At 70.0% G+C, this 19,121-nt stretch carries 15 protein-coding genes; 6 read left to right on the top strand and 9 right to left on the bottom strand.

The window, feature by feature from the left end; genetic code table 11:
• Positions 1-51 precede the first annotated feature (51 nt).
• Positions 52-861, top strand: coding sequence for a sulfurtransferase (locus tag ABZ319_RS14185; protein ID WP_354986854.1), 810 nt, complete (start codon positions 52-54; stop codon positions 859-861).
• On the opposite strand, the gene ABZ319_RS14190 is transcribed toward ABZ319_RS14185, so the two are convergent.
• Positions 858-1,550 (bottom strand): HNH endonuclease family protein, encoded by a 693-nt coding sequence (locus tag ABZ319_RS14190; protein ID WP_354986799.1) that lies wholly within the window; start codon positions 1,548-1,550, stop codon positions 858-860. The genes ABZ319_RS14185 and ABZ319_RS14190 overlap by 4 nt on opposite strands.
• Before the next feature lie 112 nt (positions 1,551-1,662).
• Complete coding sequence (locus ABZ319_RS14195) at positions 1,663-2,025, bottom strand: hypothetical protein (RefSeq protein ID WP_354986800.1); 363 nt, start codon at positions 2,023-2,025, stop codon at positions 1,663-1,665.
• Between the two features lie 242 nt (positions 2,026-2,267).
• Here ABZ319_RS14195 and ABZ319_RS14200 point away from each other — a divergent pair, with 242 nt between their 5' ends.
• Both ABZ319_RS14200 and ABZ319_RS14205 read left to right on the top strand, forming a co-directional pair.
• Positions 2,268-5,093 carry a DEAD/DEAH box helicase gene (locus ABZ319_RS14200; protein ID WP_354986801.1) on the top strand — a complete coding sequence of 942 codons (2,826 nt, stop codon included), beginning with the start codon at positions 2,268-2,270 and terminating at the stop codon, positions 5,091-5,093.
• A complete protein-coding gene (locus tag ABZ319_RS14205) occupies positions 5,090-5,857 on the top strand; it encodes an SWIM zinc finger family protein (protein WP_354986802.1) in 768 nt (255 codons plus the stop codon). Before ABZ319_RS14200 ends, ABZ319_RS14205 begins: the two co-directional genes overlap by 4 nt.
• 32 nt (positions 5,858-5,889) lie before the next feature.
• On the opposite strand, the gene ABZ319_RS14210 is transcribed toward ABZ319_RS14205, so the two are convergent.
• From ABZ319_RS14210 to ABZ319_RS14225, 4 genes are read right to left on the bottom strand one after another with little or no spacing between them, the layout of a single operon-like run.
• Positions 5,890-7,425 (bottom strand): NAD(P)/FAD-dependent oxidoreductase, encoded by a 1,536-nt coding sequence (locus ABZ319_RS14210; RefSeq protein WP_354986803.1) that lies wholly within the window; start codon positions 7,423-7,425, stop codon positions 5,890-5,892.
• Entirely contained in the window at positions 7,422-8,021 is a 600-nt protein-coding gene (locus ABZ319_RS14215) for a hypothetical protein (protein WP_354986804.1), read from the bottom strand. Before ABZ319_RS14215 ends, ABZ319_RS14210 begins: the two co-directional genes overlap by 4 nt.
• Entirely contained in the window at positions 8,018-8,941 is a 924-nt protein-coding gene (locus tag ABZ319_RS14220) for a ferritin-like domain-containing protein (RefSeq protein WP_354986805.1), read from the bottom strand. The genes ABZ319_RS14215 and ABZ319_RS14220 overlap by 4 nt, the downstream gene beginning before the upstream one ends.
• 23 nt (positions 8,942-8,964) lie before the next feature.
• A complete protein-coding gene (locus ABZ319_RS14225) occupies positions 8,965-9,801 on the bottom strand; it encodes an SDR family NAD(P)-dependent oxidoreductase (protein ID WP_354986806.1) in 837 nt (278 codons plus the stop codon).
• A gap of 104 nt (positions 9,802-9,905) precedes the next feature.
• Between ABZ319_RS14225 and ABZ319_RS14230 the strand changes: the two genes are divergently transcribed.
• Together ABZ319_RS14230 and ABZ319_RS14235 are read left to right on the top strand one after the other, a co-directional pair.
• On the top strand, positions 9,906-10,541 hold the full coding sequence (locus tag ABZ319_RS14230; protein WP_354986807.1) for a TetR/AcrR family transcriptional regulator: 636 nt from the start codon (positions 9,906-9,908) through the stop codon (positions 10,539-10,541).
• A 535-nt stretch (positions 10,542-11,076) separates the two neighbouring features.
• A complete protein-coding gene (locus tag ABZ319_RS14235) occupies positions 11,077-12,468 on the top strand; it encodes a DUF2157 domain-containing protein (protein ID WP_354986808.1) in 1,392 nt (463 codons plus the stop codon).
• Here ABZ319_RS14235 and ABZ319_RS14240 read toward each other — a convergent pair.
• The 3 genes from ABZ319_RS14240 to icmF all read right to left on the bottom strand — a co-directional run bounded on the left by ABZ319_RS14240 (position 12,465) and on the right by icmF (position 17,394).
• Positions 12,465-13,526 carry an amidohydrolase family protein gene (locus tag ABZ319_RS14240; protein ID WP_354986809.1) on the bottom strand — a complete coding sequence of 354 codons (1,062 nt, stop codon included), beginning with the start codon at positions 13,524-13,526 and terminating at the stop codon, positions 12,465-12,467. The two genes, ABZ319_RS14235 and ABZ319_RS14240, sit on opposite strands and share 4 nt — an antisense overlap.
• A gap of 119 nt (positions 13,527-13,645) precedes the next feature.
• Complete coding sequence (locus ABZ319_RS14245; RefSeq protein WP_354986810.1) at positions 13,646-14,053, bottom strand: DUF3224 domain-containing protein; 408 nt, start codon at positions 14,051-14,053, stop codon at positions 13,646-13,648.
• 77 nt (positions 14,054-14,130) lie between these two features.
• Entirely contained in the window at positions 14,131-17,394 is a 3,264-nt protein-coding gene (gene icmF, locus ABZ319_RS14250; RefSeq protein ID WP_354986811.1) for a fused isobutyryl-CoA mutase/GTPase IcmF, read from the bottom strand.
• Positions 17,395-17,619: 225 nt separating this feature from the next.
• Here icmF and ABZ319_RS14255 point away from each other — a divergent pair, with 225 nt between their 5' ends.
• The gene (locus ABZ319_RS14255) at positions 17,620-19,119 is read left to right on the top strand and encodes a CoA-acylating methylmalonate-semialdehyde dehydrogenase (RefSeq protein WP_354986812.1); all 1,500 of its coding nucleotides are present in this window, start codon (positions 17,620-17,622) and stop codon (positions 19,117-19,119) included.
• Positions 19,120-19,121: the final 2 nt, after the last annotated feature.

The raw sequence follows: 19,121 nt of genomic DNA on the forward strand, positions 1-19,121 counted from the left end.
TTCCATTCGGAGTGCGGATTCTGCGAAGAGGAGTTTGCGTTGGGCACGGTGCTGATCTCGGCCGAGGAGCTGCGGGAACGACTGGGCGGCGGTGATTCTCGGGTGCGACTGCTGGATGTGCGGTGGGCGCTGGGGGATCCGGATGGGCCGCAGCACTATCTGAACGGGCACATCCCCGGCGCGGTCTTCGTGGATCTGGAGACCGAACTGGCCGCCCCGCCGTCACCGGCGCGCGGGCGGCATCCCATGCCGGAGATCGGCCACCTGCAGAAGTGCGCCCGCAGCTGGGGCGTGCGCACCGGTGACACCGTCGTGGTCTACGACGCCACCGGCGGCATGGCCGCGGCCCGGGCCTGGTGGCTGCTGCGCTGGGCGGGCGTGCCCGAGGTACTCATCCTGGACGGCGGGTTGCCGGCCTGGGAGCGCGCGGGCGGCGCCCCGGCCACCGGTGAGGAACCCGATCCCGCCCCCGGTGACGTGGTCCTGAACCCGGGCGCGATGCCCATGATCGACGCCGATGCCGCCGCGGGCTGGAGCGGCCTGCTGCTGGACGCCCGGGCGGGCGAGCGCTATCGCGGCGAGGTCGAGCCCATCGATCCGCGCGCGGGCCACATTCCGGGCGCGGTCAGCGCACCGACCGCCGAAAACCTCACGCCCGAGGGACATTTCAAGTCCGCTGACGAATTGCGTTCGCGCTTCACGGAATTGGGCGCCGGGCCGGTCGCGGTGTACTGCGGCTCGGGTGTCACCGCGGCCCACCAGGTGGCCGCGCTGGCGGTGGCGGGCATCGACGCCGCGCTCTACCCGGGCTCCTGGTCGCAGTGGTCGCACGACCCCAAGCGCCCGGTCGCGACCGGCTAGTTCGCCGGGCATCCGCGCGCGACGCGTTGCAGCGCGGTCTTGTCCGCCTTGGTGACGGGCAGGCCGTAGTGCACCGCGACGGTCAGGTACTTGCCCGCGTAGAAGCAGTGATTGGCCCCGGCCGGCGGTAGCCACGACGCCGGGGTCCGATCGCTTTTGGCCTGGTTGGTCTTGCCGTCCACCGCGAGCAGATTCAGCGCGGTGTCATTGGCGAAGACCGTGCGCCGCGCGGGCGTCCACCCCGCCGCGCCCATGTCCCACGCGGCCGCCAGCGGATAGACGTGATCGATCTGCACCGCTTTGGCATCGGCCTTGGCGAAGACCAGCCGCCGCCCGGTGTACGGATCGATCAGCGTGCCGCCCACGACCACGCAGGTGCCCGCCCCGGCCCGGTAGGCCACGTCGGCGAGCTGCGCGGCCAGCACATTGTTGCGGGTGTCGCACCCGTCGTGCCCGCCCGGGCCGTCGTGGTCGTCACTCCACGCGGGCCCGAACACGCAGCCCTGCCCCGCTTTACAGCCGCGCTCGTAGCCACCCGGATGCGGCCGCGCGGTGACGGTCAGCACCCGGGACAGCAGCTGTTCGAGCGTGGCGCGGGTGGGACTGCCCGGTGCGGGCGCGTCGTGTCCGCCCACCGCGGCACAACCGGATGCGGTGAGCGCCAGCAGAACCGCGAGCAATACGCGCACCGCTACACAATTACTCCCGCATGCGGAAGTTATGGCGTAAGGACGCGGCCTCGCACCCCCGCGTACACACGACATCGCGATGTACGGGTGGGTGGAACGGGGTGGAACAGAGCTACAACCAGGCGTGAGCGAGCAGATCGTCTGCCGCGGTCTCCGACAGCTGTGGTGGGAAGCGGGTGGCGGCGATGGAATCGGCGCGCACGCCGTCGTGGCCGATGAGCCACGAACCGCCCCGCTCTTCGCACTCGGCGATTTTGGCGAAGGTGGAAAGCAGGAAATTGATGGCGTCACGTGGATCGGCGACGCGGGCCAAACGCTGGGATTCGCCCGGACGGGACAGATCGAGCCATACGCCCGATTGACCGTCCAAACGCATTCCGACGATTTTCGTCGTGTCCACGAAGGTGAACTTTCGTCGCTCCCACGGCGTTGTCGGCGTGAAGCTCTGCTCGAGCACTTGGAGCAGAATCGTCATCTTCACGGCCTCCCTCGGTATCGAAATTGCCACGGCTCCGGAATGAGTCGCAGTGGATTATCAGGGTGCGCCCCGCCAGGCTGTCACTAGGCACAGCCGTTACCGCGATACGCGGTGACCTGGGGTTATTCCAGTATGTGCTGTCGGCGCGCAGAAATAAAGACCCGGTAGGGGTCGTGATTGAGCGGATTACGGAGAGAGTGCCCGCCGGGCCTGTCGGGCCGGGCTGCTTGGATGGGGCAATGCTGCACGGACTGTGGACGCCGGGGTCTGGCCTGGTGCTGTGGCACGACCCGGAAACGGCCCCGGACCCGTCCGGGCTGCCCGAGCCGACCGCGTCGATCGTCGCCGCCGCGAAGTTCCGTCATCGGGCGAACGTGCTGGTCCCGGGCCCGGACGGGCCGCGGGAGCGGGAGGTTCGGGCCCACGCGCTGGCCCCCGAGAAGGCGGTGCGGGTGCTGCTGAGCGAGTTGCCCGCGCCCGCCGTCGCAGGTGATCTGCGGTATCTGTCGCACGTCGCACACGGTGTGGATCGCTGGGTGCGTGCGGGTCGCATGGTTCCGGAAGTGCGCCGCGACGAGGGCGACTGGTGGGTGCGCTGGCGGCTGGTGGGCGGTCAGCGGCAGCGCGCGTGGCTCGCCGAGCTCGCGGTGGCCATGCCGGCGGCTTTGCAGACCGCCGGTCGCCCCGCCGAGATCCTGGAGAATCTGCTCGACGAGCTGACCGATCCCATGGTCCGGCAGCGGCTCGCCGCGCACCCGGACGTGGTCGAGACCGCGTCGCATCCGCTGCTGACCGCCCTGCTGGATGCCGAACCGCTGGAGGCGGGTTCGCCGCGGCTGGCCGCGGTCCTCGGCGACTGGCGCACGAGTCTGACCGTGGACGAACCGGAATTGCTGCTGCGCCTGCTGGAACCCGATACCGAGGACGACGGCGACGCGCTGTGGCGGCTGGAGGTGTGCCTGCGCACCGAAGGCGAAGCGCCGCAACCGGTCCTGCTGCCGGGCGATCCGCAGCTGGTGCGGATCGCGGGGGAGAAGCTGGCCGCGGCCAAGCTCGCCTACCCGCGCCTGCGGGATCTGCCCGGCGACAACCGGAGCATGGATCTGTTCCTGCCCAGCGAGGTGGTGCTGGATCTGGTGGCGCACGGCGCCGGCGCGTTGCAGGCGGCCGGGGTGCGACTGCTGCTGCCGCGCGCGTGGCGGGTCGCCGCGCCCGCGCTGCGCCTGCGGGTGCAGAGTCCGGCCGCCACCGAAACCGCCGTCGGGCTCAAGGGTTTGGTGTCCTTCCGCTGGGAGTTGGCGCTCGGGGACACGACGCTCTCACCCGCCGACATGGCGCGCCTGATCCGCGCCAAATCCGATCTGGTGAAGCTGCGCGGGGAGTGGGTGCAGGCCGATCACCGCATGCTCGCCGCGGCGGCGGAGTACGTGTCGGGGCGCGCCGCGCCGGTGTCGAGCACGATCGCCGGGCTCTTCGCCGAGCTCGCCGCGCAGCCGGTGGCCGGGGTGCCGATCGAGGAGGTGTCCGCGACCGGTTGGGCCGCGGAGCTTCTGGAGACCGAGCGCGGGTCCGAGCCGGTCGCCGAGCCGGTCGGATTGAAGACGCAGCTGCGGCCCTACCAGCTGCGCGGGCTGAGCTGGCTGGCCACCATGAGCAGGCTGGGCTGCGGCGCGATCCTGGCCGATGACATGGGCCTGGGCAAGACTGTGCAGGTGCTGGCGCTGCTCGTGCACGAGCGCGAGAATGCCTCCACCACCGTGGATTCGGCAGCGGTGGGTCCGACGCTGCTGGTCTGCCCGATGTCCGTGGTCGGCAACTGGCAGCGCGAGGCCGAGAAGTTCGCGCCCGATCTGCGCGTGCTCGTGCACCACGGCGCCGGCCGGCGCTCGGGCGCGGAATTCGATGCGGCGGTGGCGGATTCGGATCTGGTGGTGACCACCTACGCCCTGCTGGCCCGGGACGTCGAGGAACTCAAACGGCAGTCGTGGCAGCGCATTGTGGTGGACGAGGCACAGCACATCAAGAACGCCGGCACCCGCCAGGCCCGCGCGGCCCGGCAGGTGCCCGCTCCGCACCGGCTCGCACTCACCGGCACCCCGGTGGAGAACCGGCTCGAAGAACTGCGCTCCATCATGGATTTCGCGAACCCGGCGCTGCTGGGCAAGGCTTCGGAGTTCCACGCGCGCTTCGCGGTGCCCATCGAGCGCGAACAGGATCAGAACGCGATCACCCGGCTGCGCGCCATCACCGCGCCCTTCGTGCTGCGCCGGGTGAAGACCGATCCCGCGGTGATCTCCGATCTGCCGGACAAGATCGAGATGACGGTGCGCGCCAACCTGACGGCCGAGCAGGCCGCGCTCTACCAGGCCGTGCTCGACGACATGACCGCGAAGCTGAAGTCGGCGAAGGGTATGGAGCGCAAGGGCGCGGTGCTGGCCGCGCTGACCAGGCTCAAGCAGGTCTGCAACCACCCCGCGCACTATCTGCGCGACGGCTCCACGCTGCTGCGCCGCGGTCATCATCGATCGGGCAAACTCGCACTGGTCGAGGACATTCTGGAGTCTGTGCTCGCCGACGGCGAGCGGGCGCTGCTCTTCACCCAGTTCGCCGAGTTCGGGGAGCTGGTCGCGCCCTACCTGACCGAGCGCTTCGGCGCCCAGGTGCCGTTCCTGCACGGCGGGGTGAGCAAACAGCGCCGCGACGACATGGTCACCCGGTTCCAAGGCGAGGACGGTCCGCCCATCATGGTGCTCTCGCTCAAGGCCGGCGGCACCGGCCTCAACCTCACCGCCGCCAATCACGTTGTGCACCTGGATCGCTGGTGGAATCCGGCGGTCGAGAACCAGGCCACCGACCGTGCCTTCCGCATCGGGCAGCGTCGGGATGTGCAGGTGCGCAAGCTCGTCTGCGTCGACACCATCGAGGAGCGTGTGGACGACATGCTGCGCGGCAAGAGTCAGCTCGCGGATCTCACGGTCGGCGCGGGCGAGAAGTGGATCACCGAACTCGGCGATGCGGAATTGCGGGCGCTGCTGGCCCTGGGCGACGCGGCGGTCGGCGAATGAGCTTCCCCGATTTCAGCGAATTCGGCCCGCGCCGGGCGGTCAAGGGCGCGGTGCCCGCCCGCAGTCGCGGCGGCGCGGCGTTCGCCCGCACCTGGTGGGGCCGTGCGTTTCTGGGCGCGGTGGAGCAGGTGGCCGACGCGGGCCGCCTCACCCGCGGCCGGTCGTATGCCCGCAGCGGCCAGGTCATCAGCTATCGGCTCGAGTCCGGCGCGGTCACCGCGGAGGTGCAGGGCAGTCAGCCGCGCCCGTTCATCGCGGTGCTCACCCTGCGCGAGTTGCGCGACGAGCGCCTGGACGAACTCGCCGATCTGGTGCGCTCGACGCCGGGGATGCTCGGTGAGATCGCCGCGGGCACGCTGCCGCAGGCGCTCGCACCGCTGCTGCTGCCCACCACCGCCTCCGAACTCGACTTCTCGTGCAGCTGCCCGGATTCCGGCTGGCCCTGCAAACACGTGGCCGCGGTCTGCTACGTCGTCGCCGAGCGGCTGGACGAGCACCCCGACGATCTGCTCACCCTGCGCGGGGTGGCCCTGGACGATCTCATCGGCCAGGTGCAGCGCGAGCCGGCCCCGGCCGACCCGGTGGATCTCTACGGTGACACGACCGCCTGGCCCGCGCTGCCCGCGCCCGCCTATCGCGCGGCCCCGGAGGACCTCGACGCCATGCTGCTGCGCCAAGGCCTGCGCATGACCGCCGAGGACGAACAGGTCGCCGAATCCGGTCTGCGCCAGTTGCGCGCGCTCTACCGGGCACTCGAAACCTGACCGCCGTGCCCGCCGGTGTTCGCCGTGCGGGTTCAGCGTGCGCGGCTGCGATCGGCTACACCCGCGGGAGCGGTCCGGGGGGCCAGAGACTCGAATCGATAGTCGTTCATGTCGAAATGACCTGCCCGCCAAGCGGCCTCGGGTGTGCTCATCGGGCGCAACGGCACATCGCCGTGCTGGTCGAAGTAATAGCTGTTGGAGAGCGCGCAACTGTCCTGCCAGAAGACCTGACCGCCGCGCCGGGCGAGCATTTCCCGGAAATACCTGTCATTGGCATCGGCGGTGACTTCCACGCGGGTGGACGCGTGCCGCCGGGCTCGGCGCAGCAGGCGCAGAATATGCCGGGTCTGAATCTCGATGAGCGCGAAATACGACGAGCCGTTGTAGCCGTACGGCCCGATTATGCTGAAGAAATTCGGGAACCCGGGCACGCTGACGCCCTCGTACGCCTGCAATCTGTGGGTATTCCACCAGTCCTCGAGCCGGCCGCCACCGGTGCCGCGCAGGTCGAAGGTCGGCATATTGCCCGACTCCATCACTTTGAACCCGGTCGCCATGATGAGCACGTCGAATTCGTGATGCGTTGCCCCGGTGCGCAATCCGGCAGGCGTCAGCTCGGTGATGGGATCGGTTTCCAGGGTGACGTTCGCGCGATTGAATGTCTTCAGATAGTCGTTGGAGAACGAGGGGCGCTTGCAGCCGAGCGCGTAGTCGGGGGTGAGCGCGGCGCGGGTCGCCGGGTCGCGCACCTGGTCCCGCAGATGAGCCCGCCCGGTGCGCTCACCGAGCTTGGCCACCGGCAGGACCCCGTAGTAGTGCGCGGCCAGTGGGAAGGTGAGTTCCACGAATGCCTGGCTGAGCCAGCGGGTGAGCCTCTGCCCGCCGGGCAGGCTCATCACGCGCCGCACCGCGCCGGGCACCGGTGCGTCCGGCCGCGGCAGGCACCAGATCGGAGTGCGCTGGAACACAACGAGTTCCGCGACCTCGGGGGCGATCTCCGGAATGATCTGCACCGCGGAGGCGCCGGTGCCGATGATGCCGACCCGCTTGCCGCGCAGATCCAGCTCGTGGTCCCAGCGGGCGGTGTGCACGACCGCGCCGGTGAAACTGTCCGCACCCGGGATCTCCGGCAGCTTCGGCCGCGTCAGCACCCCGGTCGCGCCGATGACGAAGCGGGCGGTGAGCTCGTGCCCGTCGGCGGTGCGCAGCCGCCACACGTGCACGGTGTCGTCGAAGTCCGCGCTCGCGATCGTGGTGTTGAACCGAATACGCGGGCGCAGGCCGTATTTCGCCACGCAGTGCTCGGCGTAGGCCTTGAGTTCGCGCCCGGGCGCGTACACGCGGGACCAGTCGCGCTGCTGCTCGAACGAGTACTGATAGCTGAACGAGGGGATGTCCACGGCGATGCCGGGATAGGTGTTCCAGTGCCACGTGCCGCCCACGCCGTCCGCGTCGTCGACGAGCAGGAAGTCCTCGAATCCGGCCTTGCGCAGGGCGATCGCGGTGCCGATACCGGAGAATCCGGCGCCGACGATGATGATCTCGTGGTCGACCACGGTGCTGGTCATAGGGTGTCCTCCGCGAAGATGATGCAGTCCACCCGATGCTCGACGCCGTCCACGGTGCGAATACCGAGGGGTGCGAGCCGGGCGATGGGCCAGGTGACGAGGCTGCACCCGGCGCGTCGCAGCGCCGGGTAGTAGTGGTTGTGCAGGCGGACCCCGGCGGTCGTGTCGGGCGTCAGTTGCCGTCGCTGCCAGCTGTCGCGCACCTGCACCCGCAGGTTCGCCAGTGCGGCCAGGCGCAGCGCCTCCCCGGTGACGCGGCGCAGCAGCGAGTTCGGTGTGCTCGTGACCGTTTCACCGGCGAGTGGAGCCGAGGTGTGCGCGGGCAGCGGGCCCAGCAGGTCGGCGGGCAGCAGGCGTAGCAGGCGCGCCCCAGGCAGCGGGGGAGCGGGCAGCACCCAGACCGGATCGCGCTGGAAGACCGTCACCCGGCGGGCCCGCACGGCGACCGCGGGGAGCACGCGCGCGATCGCCGCGCCGCTGCCGATCACCGCGACGTGCAGGCCGGTGAGATCGTGGTCGTCGCGCCAGCGGGTGCAGTGGATCCGCGGCCCGGCGTAGCCGGTGCTCGAATCATGCTGCCGCGCAGCGGAGCTCATTTCGCCACCGGGTCGTAGGTCAGGCCCTTGGACCAGGCGGGCGGTTTGCCGAGCAGCCGGACCGGGAAGTGATCGATGGCCCGGTTCAGCGCGGTGTTGATGCCCTGGATCGGCTGCACCCCGTTGATGGTGGCGCGCCCGTGCAGGCGGACCACGTGGAACAGCGGCACGCGCTTGATGCTCGGACTGCGATCGCCCGCTTTCTCATAGCGGCGCACCGCGTTCCAGAGCTTCTCCTCGTCCAGGCCCATAGCCATGATGTTCGCGGACATGCGCGAGAGCAGCGGGGTGTAGAGCAGCGCGCCCAGCAGCAGGGTCGGCCGCAGCGCGAAACCCGCGGTCTCGATGGCGATCCGGCGCACGGGGCCGGCCCCGAGCTGTTCCAGGACCTGGAAGCCCACCGCCAGGTGCCGCGACTCGTCGCTGTTGATATGCCGGAAGACCTGGTGACACAGCGGATCCCGCACCTCGTCCAGCAGGAACTTCACCAGCGCGCCGTCGAGCGCGCATTCCAGCGAGGGGATGACCGTGCCCAGCACCGGTAGTGACAGCTCGTCGCCGTATCGGTCCAGCCATTCGATGACGAGCCGGATGTTCTTGTTGGGCTCGGGCATCGAATCGCCGTCCAGCATGCCCCAGCGCCGCATGAGGGCGAGTTCGGCGTTGGCGTGCTTCTGCTCCTCGGCGTGGAAGTAGCGGTAGATCTCCTTGAGCGGGCCTTCGGGCGCGCATTTGGTGAGCGCGGCGAAACCGCGCGCGCCCACGTGCTCGATCCAGACCAGGTCCGCCATGAAGGCCGCCAGCCGTGGCCGCTGCTCCTCGGTGATCAGCTCGGCTCCCGGTGCGTCCCAGTCGATGTCGGCCAGGGCCCACTGTCGCTCCTGGATCACCGCGAGCATGTCGGGATAGGTGAACGCCATTGTTCAGCTCCTTGTCGGAAGTGCTACCGCACCAGCCGCTCCAGTAGGCCGGCGGCGCGGGTGTAGGACTCGGGGAGCAGTCGTTTGGACTGCCAGAGGAATTTGGCCTCCAGCTGCGGGACCACGTACAGCTCGCCGCGGTCCACGGCGTCGAGGGTGGTGCGGGCGATGGCCGCGGGCGGGCGGCCGGTCCAGCGCAGCAGGCGGTCGCCCCACAGCTGCACGGTGTCGTCGCCGATCGAAACACCCTCGAGGATGCGGGTTTTCACCGCGGTCGGGCACAGTGCGGTGACCACGACGCCGGTGCCGGACAGTTCCGCGGCCAGGGTCTCCGACAGCGCCAGCACCCCGGCCTTGCTGACGTTGTAGGCGGCCATGCGCGGGGCGACGCCGAAGGCCGCGGCCGAGGCCACGTTCACGATGGCGCCCTGGCCGGCCGCGCGCAGGCGCGGGGCGAAGACGTGGCAGCCGTGCACCACGCCCCACAGGTTGATGTCCAGGACCGCATGCCATTCGTCCAGGGGCGTTTCGCCGATCACCGTGCCGCCCCGGCCGATTCCGGCGTTGTTGACCACCACGTCCGCCGGTTTGCCGAACCACTGCTCGGCGGTGTCGGCGAGCTCGGTGACCTGATCGAGGTCGCGGACATCGCATACGACATCGAAGCCCTTGCCACCCGCCGCGACGACCGCTTCGACGGTCTCGCGGGCGCGTTCGGCGTCGATGTCGGAGCAGATGACCCGCCCGCCGCGGCGGCCCAGCTCGATCGCGAAGCCGCGGCCGATGCCGCTGCCCGCGCCGGTCACCACGGCATCCGCCTGCTGGGTGCGGCGAGAACCGCCGAAGGGATTGAGTCGCATGGGAACTCCCGGAGAGTGTGGTCCGGGGCAGTCAATTGGTGGCATCTGCCACCACTGGCCGCGCCTGCCACCAATTAGGCGCGTGATGGGGCAAAATGTCAACCATGAACGTGCGCGCACCGGCCCGGACCTGGGGCGGCCGAACCCGGGACGAACGCCGCGCCGAACGCCGCAGGCGACTGGTGACGGCGGCGCTGGACATCTGGCTCGAAAACGGCTGGGCCGCAGTGACCATGCGCGGGGTCTGCACCCGGGCCGGGCTCAACGACCGCTACTTCTACGAGCACTTCGCCGACCGCGACGAGCTGCTCGCCGCGGTCTGGGACGAGGTGTGCTTCGAGGTCTTCGGCGAGCTCTCGGCGGTGGTCGCCGAGCACCTGGATCGTTCACCCCTGGACATCCTGGACCTGGCGATCGCCCGCGCGGTGGGCCTCCAGATCGACAGTCCCGCACGCATTCTCTTCGGCGATCACGCGGGCAGCCGCGTGCTGGAGGAACGCCGCAAATCCATGCTCACCGAGGCCGCCGATCTGCTGATCGCCACCGCCCGCCCCTACCTGCGCCCCGGGTGCGACGAGTCGGACCTGCGCATGGGCACCCTGATGGGCATCGGCGGCTTCGTGGAGCTGCTCACCGCCTGGCGCACCGGAGCCATAGAATCCGACACCTCCCGGATCGTCGACCACGTGTCCCGCACCGCCCACCTGCTCGGCACCCAGTACCTGGCCCTACCCGGTTGAGCCCGCGGGCCTCCGCACCCCGCACCCGTTCGGGGCCGAGTATCTGGCCCGGCCTGGTTGAGTCCCCGGGCCTCCGCATCGCGCACCTGTTCGGGGCCGAGTACCTTGCCCTGGCCGGTTGAGTTCCAGAGCCTCCACAGCACGGTGGCAGTGAATTCGTCCGGGGGATAGCGGAGTTCGATGGCGAGGGCGGACTACCTGACGTAGGGCGCCGGCCACCCGTACACCGATATGGCCGAGGCCGCGCTGAACATCCCGCGATGAGGGCGAGGTCGGTGATGTCGGTGCTGGTGAGGGCCGAGGTGAGCGAGGCGGTGACGGAGGCGGGGTGGGGGCCTGCATGGTGTGCCAGCGGGCGCGCCGAGGGTCGCCGTGACGCTGAACAGGACGCGCGCGTCGGCCGGGGGTACAAACCTGCGGGGGACCTGGTCCCCGCTCCGGATGCGCGGGCTCGGAGCTGACGGCTGGTGAGAGCGCATTGCGGATACCTTCGGCGTCCCTCGCCGTGCGCGGGTGCGCGCGCATACTCGGTGGCATGGCCGGTGATCGTTCTGTGGGCGTGGCTTTGGCGCGGTTGGTCGAGCGGGGGGTGCTGACCGCGGGGCAGCGGGACGCCGTGGTGGCGGAGATCGACCGGGTGCGGGATTCGCGGGGGGCGGGGGTGCGGTGGGGGGCGGAGGTCGCGGCCTATGCGGGGGCGGGGCTGGTGCTGGGCGGGGTTGTGCTGCTGCTGGATTCGGCTTGGGAGGATCTGGGGCGGGTCGCGCAGCTCGGGGTCATGGCGGTGGTGATCGCCGGATTGATCGCCGGGGGGTACCTGGTGGCGGGCGGGCGCGCCGGATTGTTCCGCGGGTTCGATACGGGGCGGACCGTGCGCCGGGGACTGGATTCCGGTCCGGGAAGGAGTGAATCCGCTCCGGCGGGAATCGGTGGCGCGACGGCGGCACCCGGCGGTCCGCGCGAGGAATCCGGTGGTTCGCGCGAGGAGTCCGGTGGTTCGCGCGAGGAGTCCGGTGGTTCGCGCGAGGAGTCCGGTGGTCCGCGTGGGGAGTCCGGTGGTCCGCGCGAGGAATCCGGCGATCTGCGCGAGGAATCCGGCGATCTGCGTGGGGAATCCGGTGGTCCGCGTGGGGAATCCGATGGTGTGCGTGGAGAATCCGGCGATCTGCGTGGGGATCCCGATGGTCCGCGTGGGGAATCTGGTGGTGCGCGTAGGGAATCCGGCGGGGCTCCGGTCGCGCTCGAACCCACTTCCGGCGGGGGCGGGGCCAGCTCTCCGGGGCCGGGTACCTCGCGGGTGCGGCTCGGGGCGGCGCTGTTCGCGTTGGCGGCCGGGTGTGTGGCCGTGTTCGTGGGGATCGCGGTGAACGGGGAGGCGGGGGACGTGTGGGTGTGGCCGGTCGTGGCGGGGCTGGTGGCAGCTGTCGTAGGGTACGCGGCATTGCCTTCGGTGGTGGGGCTGCTGGTCTGTGCGGGGTTCGCGCCTGCCGCCTGGGCGGGGGTGTTGGACGCGGCGGGGGGATCGCACGACGTCGTTTTCGGGGCGGGACTGCTCGTGCTGGCCGGGATCTGGTTCGGGGTCGCGTATTTCGGGTTCGCCGTGCCGGCGTGGGCGGGGTACGCGGCGGGGATCGTGACGGGGTTGATCGGCGCGCAGACGGCCGGGGACGCGGGGCGGCCGTGGGCCTACGGGCTCACGGGGCTGGTGGCGGTGGCGTGTTTCGCGCTGTACCGCGTGCGGCGGAGCGCGGTGCTGGTGCTCGGTGGCGCGCTGGCGCTTGCCATCGGCGTGTCCACCGCGGTGTGGGACTGGACCGGCGGCACCGCGGCCGCGTTCGTGATCGTCCTGCTGGTGGGCGCGGTCGTGCTCGGTGCGGGTGTCGCCCTGCTCGTCCGGGAGCGGGGCGACACCGGCACGCCGGGTTAGAGGCCGGTGACCCCGTACACCCGCTGGGCGTTGAGCCGGAACACCTGTTCCAGCGCCTTCTCGTCGGCGCCGTGCGCGGTGAGCGCGGTCGCCACCGCCTCGGCCGCGTTGCCGATACTCGTGATCGGCTTGTCCACCGGGAAATTCGACCCCCAGATCAGCCGATCCGCGCCGAACACTTCGAGCGCGTGCCCGACCATCGGCGAAATGCGTTCCAGCAGCACCGGTACCGGGGTGGGCCGGCCGCGCGGTGGCACCGGATGCCCGAGGATCGGCATCATCAGCCCGCTGACCTTCGCCACCACGTTCGCATGCGTGGCCAGTTCGGCGATATCGTCCCGCCAGCGCAGGAACAGCTCCCGGCGCTGCCCGGGATTGCGCCCGGTGTGCTTGCCCACCGGCCCGAAAATGCCCGCGGGCGTGGCGAGATGGTTCAGCACGATGGTGGCGTCCGGATACCGCCCGGCCAGCGCGGTCACCTCGGGCAGCTGCCCGGAGTACACCCACGCCTCGAAGGACAGCCCGCGTTCGGCCAGCGCCGCGAAACCGTCCAGGAAGCGCGGGTCGGTCAGCCGGCCCGGCGCCTTGTTGTGCGCGCGCACAGCGGGATCCGGGTGGTACTCCACGCGTGTGCGAATCCCCCGGAACAGCGGTGAGGCCGCCCGGTGCGCGTCGAGCAGTTCGGCGAAATCCGGCGCGGACGGATCGCCCGCGCCGATGATCGCGCCCAGCGCCGGGGTGTCCACCCCGAACGGCAGGCTCGCCACCCAGCGCGTTTCCGCGACCGGCGCCAGCGGTCCCCTACCCGACCACTCCACCTCGATGTGCACGATCGCTTCCACCGGCACGTCGCCGGCGTCGTCGCGGTACTGCGCGGGCAGATACGGCTGGACGAAAGGCGCGGGGTCGCCGACGAATTCGCGATCACGCCGGGGCGCGACTCTCTTGGCCCAGTCGATGGGTACCGGAACGTATCGGAAGAGCTTGGCCAATGAACTGAACTCGCGCGGGGTGCTGAGCGGATCCCACTGGTGGATATGCGCGTCGACGACTGTCATTCCCGCAAGGTCCATCTTGTCCCTTCCGTCCGGGTCGGTCTGCCCCCGGATTGTTCCACGCGCCCTCGCGCCCGGTGGCTCGAATCGACAGGAGCCGAACGGGAACGGCGGTGCGCGGTTCAGCTCAGCTCGTAGTCCAGCCGAATACGGTGGGTGCCGTCGGCGTCGATCTCGATGTCGCCGGTGCCGGTGATGCCCGCCAGTTCGCCGGTGCCGCTGCCCGGCACGATGACGAAGAACGGGGCGCTGCGATCGGAGCCGGTGGTGGTCGCCGAATGCGCGAAGTTGAAGCTGCCCGGCCGCCCGTTCAGGGTGCCCTCGAACGACTCCAGCGCGAGATAGGTGCCCGCGCCGGTGTTCTGATCGAAGGCGGAGGTGAACAGCGTCGACGCGCGGCCGGCGATGTCGCCCTCGAAGAGCTTCTCCATGACCGCCGCGCCGACCGGGGCCGCCGTGGCGATCCGCGGCTCGAGCACGAGTTCGGTCGGAGTGAACGATTTGACGCTGAAAGTTCCCTGTGCCTGCACGAATCCGAGCCTAGCCAGCACCCCCGACAAACTGGCAGCGCGGGCAGTCGCATACCGAGCCCGCGCGTCCCGCCACCTCACACGTTGCGGCGATACTGCCCGCCCACGGTGAAGAACGTATCTGTCACCTGCTGCAGCGTGCACACCCGCGCCGCGTCCATGAGCACCTCGAACACGTTGGCATCGCTCCCCGCGGCCTCGGCGAGCCGGGCCAGCGCGGCCGCGGACTCGCCGCGATGCCGTTCGCCGAACTCGCGCACCCGCCGCAATTGCGACTGCTTCTCCGCCTCGGTCCCGCGCGCCAGCTCCAGCACCCGGTGCTCCTGCTCGTGCGGGCTCCGGAAGGTGTTCACCCCGATGATCGGCAGCGAGCCGTCGTGCTTGCGCCGCTCGTACAGCATGGACTCGTCCTGGATGCGCCCGCGCTGGAACCCGGTCTCCATGGCCCCGAGCACCCCGCCGCGCTCGCTGATGCGATCGAACTCCAGCAGCACCGCCGCCTCCACGAGATCGGTCAGCTCGTCGATGACGAAGCTGCCCTGCAGCGGATTCTCGTTCATCGCCAAACCCCATTCGCGATTGATGATGAGCTGAATCGCCAGGGCGCGCCGCACCGATTCCTCGGTCGGGGTCGTGACCGCCTCGTCGTAGGCGTTGGTGTGCAGGCTGTTGCAGTTGTCGTAGACCGCGATGAGCGCCTGCAGCGTGGTGCGAATGTCGTTGAAGCTCATCTCCTGTGCGTGCAGCGAGCGGCCCGAGGTCTGCACGTGGTACTTGAGCTTCTGCGACCGCTCGTCCGCGCCGTACCGATCCCGCATGGCCACCGCCCAGATGCGCCGCGCGACCCGCCCGATCACCGAGTACTCCGCGTCCATGCCGTTGGAGAAGAAGAACGACAGGTTCGGGGCGAAGTCGTCGATTCGCATCCCGCGCGCGAGATACGCCTCCACGTAGGTGAATCCGTTGGCGAGGGTGAAGGCCAGCTGGCTGATGGGATTCGCCCCGGCCTCGGCGATGTGATACCCGGAGATGGAGACCGAGTAGAAGTTGCGAACACCGTTGCGCACGAACCACTCCTGGATGTCCGCCATCATGCGCAGGCTGAACTCGGTGGAGAAGATGCAGGTGTTCTGCCCCTGATCCTCCTTGAGGATGTCGGCCTGCACGGTGCCGCGCACGGTGGCCAGCGTGCGCGCCCGCAGCTCGGCGGTTTCGGCGTCGGTGGGCGCGCGGCCCTCGGCCTCGGAGAACTGCTGTGCCGCTTGATCGATGGCGGCGTTGAGATAGAACGCCAGAATGGTCGGGGCCGGCCCGTTGATGGTCATCGACACCGAGGTGCTCGGCGCGTCCAGATCGAAGCCGTCGTAGAGCGCCTTCATATCGTCCAGCGTCGCGATGGACACCCCGGAGGTGCCGACCTTGCCGTAGATGTCGGGCCGCTCGGCCGGATCGTGCCCGTAAAGCGTCACCGAGTCGAACGCGGTCGAAAGCCGTTTGGCCTCCGCGTGTTCGGACAGCACCCGGAACCGCCGATTGGTACGGAACGCGTCGCCCTCCCCGGCGAACATGCGCGCGGGATCCTCGCCCTCGCGCTTGAAGGGGAAGACCCCGGCGGTGAAGGGGAAGCGACCGGGCAGATTCTCCGCGCGCAGGAAGCGCAGCAGCTCACCGTGGTCGGTGTAGCGGGGGAGCGCGACGCGCGGAATCGAGCTGCCGGACAGGGTTTCCCGGCGCAGGGTCGTCCGCAGTTCGCGGTCCCGCACCCGGACCACCTGCTCCTCGCCGCGGTAGGACTCGGCCACGGCGGGCCACTCGGCCAGCAGGCCGGCGGCGTCGGGGGCGAGCTCGCGGCGCGCGCTCTCGAGCAGAGCGGTCACCGCGGCCACGCCGTCGCCCGGCGTACCGTCCACGCTCGTGCCCGCCGGGCCGGCGTCCGTCGACCCGGCCAGCTCCGCCAGGACCAGCTCCAGCCGCTGTACCCGCTGGGCCGCCGCGACCTGCAGCTCGGTCGCACCGTGGTACGCGCGCACCGTCTCGGCGATCTCGGCCAGGTACCGCACCCGCGCGGGCGGGATGATCTGCGCGAACCGGGTCGAGGCCCGGGTGTCCACGCGCGGCAGCACGCCCGGCTCCAGCGGCAGTCCGTGTTCGCCGAGCCGTGCGGAGACGTGCTGGTACAGCGCCGTCACCCCGTCGTCGTTGAACGTGGCCGCGCTGGTGCCGAATACCGGCATGTCCTCGGGCAGGGCGTGGAACTCCTCCCGATTGCGCAGCAGCTGACGGGACACGTCGCGCAGCGCGTCGGCGGCCCCGCGCCGCTCGAACTTGTTGATGGCCACCACATCCGCGAAATCCAGCATGTCGATCTTCTCCAGCTGGGAGGCCGCGCCGAACTCCGGCGTCATGACGTACAGCGCCACGTCCACGTGCTCGGCGATCTGGGCGTCGCCCTGCCCGATGCCGGGCGTCTCCAGCACGATCAGGTCGTAACCCGCCGCCTTGCAGGCGATCACCATCTCGTCGATGTTCACCGGCACCTCGCGCGCGCCCCGGGTGGCCAGCGACCGGAAGAACACGCGCTCGGGATCGAGCGCGTTCATGCGGATGCGATCGCCGAGCAGCGCGCCGCCGCCGCGCCGCCGGGTCGGATCCACCGCGAGCACCGCGACCTTCAGCTTGTCCTGCTGATCGGTGCGCAGCCTGCGCACGAGTTCGTCGGTGAGCGAGGACTTTCCGGAGCCGCCCGTGCCGGTGATGCCGAGCACCGGCACCTGCCGCGCGGCCGCGGCGGCGGCCAGATCCGCCAGCTCCGCCGACCCGAGCGTGTCCTGCTGCAGGCAGGTGAGCGTGCGTGCGAGCGCGGCGCGATCCCCGCCCAGCACCGCCTCGATCGGCGCGGGCGTGCGCGACAGATCGACGTCGCAGTCCCGGATCAGCCGATTGATCATGCCGGGCAGCCCCAGCCGCTGCCCGTCCTCGGGCGAGAAGATGGTGACCCCGGCCGCGGCCAGGCGCTCGATCTCCTCGGGAATGATGACCCCGCCGCCCCCGCCGAAGATCCGTACGTGCCCGGCCCCGGCCTCGCGCAGCGCGGTCGCCAGGTATTCGAAGTACTCCACGTGCCCGCCCTGGTACGAGCTGACCGCGACGCCCTGCACGTCCTCGCTGACCGCGGCGTCCACGACGTCGAGCACCGAACGGTTGTGCCCGAGGTGCACGACTTCGGCGCCCTGCGATTGCAGGATCCGCCGCATGATGTTGATGGCCGCGTCATGCCCGTCGAAGAGCGCCGCCGAGGTCACGAACCGGACCGGGTTCACGGGAACGTGCAGATCGGGCATGGATTCCTCCGCCTCGACGACCGTGGGCGCGCGGCCCGGCGGCTCGTACCGTTGATAACCCAATAGTAGGACGTCAAAGCAAAGTCCAGGTGATATCCGACACAGCAAACACTCTGGAAATACTTGGATGTCCAACTATATGGTGGCCTAGCACCGCGCGATTCGCGTGCGGCGCCGGCATCGGCCCTCGGCCATGCGACGGCGGCGATTCGAGACAGGACTGGCATGGTTCGCGAACTCACCCACTTCATCGGCGGACAGCACGTCCCCGGCGCCTCCGGCAACTTCAAGGACGTGTTCAACCCCAGCACCGGACAGGTGCAGGCGCGCGTACCGCTGGCGAGCAAGGCCGAGGTCGAGGCCGTCATCGCCAACGCCGCCGAAGCGCAGCGCGAGTGGGCCGCGTTCAATCCGCAGAAGCGGGCCCGCGTCCTGATGAAGTTCCTGACCCTGGTGCAGGACGAGATGGATTCGCTCGCCGCGCTGCTGTCCAGCGAGCACGGCAAGACCATCCCGGATGCCAAGGGCGATATCCAGCGCGGGCTCGAGGTCATCGAATTCGCCACCGGCATACCGCATCTGCTCAAGGGCGAATACACCGAGAGCGCCGGCACCGGCATCGACGTCTACTCCATGCGCCAGCCGCTCGGCGTGGTCGCGGGCATCACGCCCTTCAACTTCCCGGCCATGATCCCGCTGTGGAAGGCCGGGCCCGCGCTCGCGTGCGGAAACGCGTTCGTGCTCAAGCCTTCCGAGCGTGACCCGTCGGTGCCGCTGCGCTTCGCCGAGCTGTTCCTCGAGGCCGGGCTGCCCGCGGGCGTGTTCAACGTCGTCAACGGCGACAAGGAAGCCGTCGACACGATCCTGCACGACGAGCGGATCAAGGCCGTCGGCTTCGTGGGCTCGACCCCGATCGCGCAGTACATCTACGAGACCGCCACCGCGAACGGCAAGCGCGCCCAGTGCTTCGGCGGCGCGAAGAACCACGCCATCGTCATGCCGGACGCCGATCTCGACGACGTCGCCGATCAGCTGGTCGGCGCGGGCTACGGCTCGGCCGGTGAGCGCTGCATGGCCATCTCGGTCGCGGTGCCGGTCGGCGAGGAGACCGCGGATCGCCTGCGCGCCAAGCTCATCGAGCGCGTGGAGAAGCTCAACGTGGGCGCCTCCGACGACCCGGGCGCGGACTTCGGCCCGCTCGTCGGCCAGGACGGCGTGGATCGGGTGAACAGCTACGTGCAGATCGGCGTCGACGAGGGCGCGGAACTCGTCATCGACGGCCGCGGTCTGGTGGTCGAGGGCGGCGAGGACGGATTCTTCGCCGGGGCAACGCTCTTCGACCATGTCACCGCGGACATGCGCATCTACAAGGAAGAGATCTTCGGCCCGGTCGTCACCATCGTGCGCGCCAAGGATTACGAAGAGGCCCTGCGGCTGCCGAACGAGCACGAGTACGGCAACGGCGTCGCCATCTTCACCCGCGACGGCGACACCGCCCGCGACTTCGCCGCCCGCGTGCAGGTCGGCATGGTCGGCATCAACGTGCCGATCCCGGTGCCGATCGCGTACCACACCTTCGGCGGCTGGAAGCGTTCCGGCTTCGGCGATCTGAACCAGCACGGCCCGGACTCGATCCGCTTCTACACCAAGACCAAGACCGTCACTCAGCGCTGGCCCTCCGGTCTCAAGGAGTCCAACGCGTTCGTCATCCCGACCATGGACTGATC

Source organism: Nocardia sp. NPDC005978 (assembly GCF_040614455.1).
GTDB lineage: Bacteria > Actinomycetota > Actinomycetes > Mycobacteriales > Mycobacteriaceae > Nocardia.

What these genes read in the sequence shown, in the direction of transcription:
- ABZ319_RS14195 (WP_354986800.1), bottom strand. Translation starts at nt 2,025, where the DNA reads ATGACGATTCTGCTCCAAGTGCTCGAGCAGAGCTTCACGCCGACAACG.
- ABZ319_RS14200 (WP_354986801.1), top strand. Translation starts at nt 2,268, where the DNA reads ATGCTGCACGGACTGTGGACGCCGGGGTCTGGCCTGGTGCTGTGGCAC.
- ABZ319_RS14205 (WP_354986802.1), top strand. Translation starts at nt 5,090, where the DNA reads ATGAGCTTCCCCGATTTCAGCGAATTCGGCCCGCGCCGGGCGGTCAAG.
- ABZ319_RS14210 (WP_354986803.1), bottom strand. Translation starts at nt 7,425, where the DNA reads ATGACCAGCACCGTGGTCGACCACGAGATCATCATCGTCGGCGCCGGA.
- ABZ319_RS14215 (WP_354986804.1), bottom strand. Translation starts at nt 8,021, where the DNA reads ATGAGCTCCGCTGCGCGGCAGCATGATTCGAGCACCGGCTACGCCGGG.
- ABZ319_RS14220 (WP_354986805.1), bottom strand. Translation starts at nt 8,941, where the DNA reads ATGGCGTTCACCTATCCCGACATGCTCGCGGTGATCCAGGAGCGACAG.
- ABZ319_RS14225 (WP_354986806.1), bottom strand. Translation starts at nt 9,801, where the DNA reads ATGCGACTCAATCCCTTCGGCGGTTCTCGCCGCACCCAGCAGGCGGAT.
- ABZ319_RS14230 (WP_354986807.1), top strand. Translation starts at nt 9,906, where the DNA reads ATGAACGTGCGCGCACCGGCCCGGACCTGGGGCGGCCGAACCCGGGAC.
- ABZ319_RS14235 (WP_354986808.1), top strand. Translation starts at nt 11,077, where the DNA reads ATGGCCGGTGATCGTTCTGTGGGCGTGGCTTTGGCGCGGTTGGTCGAG.
- ABZ319_RS14240 (WP_354986809.1), bottom strand. Translation starts at nt 13,526, where the DNA reads ATGACAGTCGTCGACGCGCATATCCACCAGTGGGATCCGCTCAGCACC.
- icmF (WP_354986811.1), bottom strand. Translation starts at nt 17,394, where the DNA reads ATGCCCGATCTGCACGTTCCCGTGAACCCGGTCCGGTTCGTGACCTCG.
- ABZ319_RS14255 (WP_354986812.1), top strand. Translation starts at nt 17,620, where the DNA reads ATGGTTCGCGAACTCACCCACTTCATCGGCGGACAGCACGTCCCCGGC.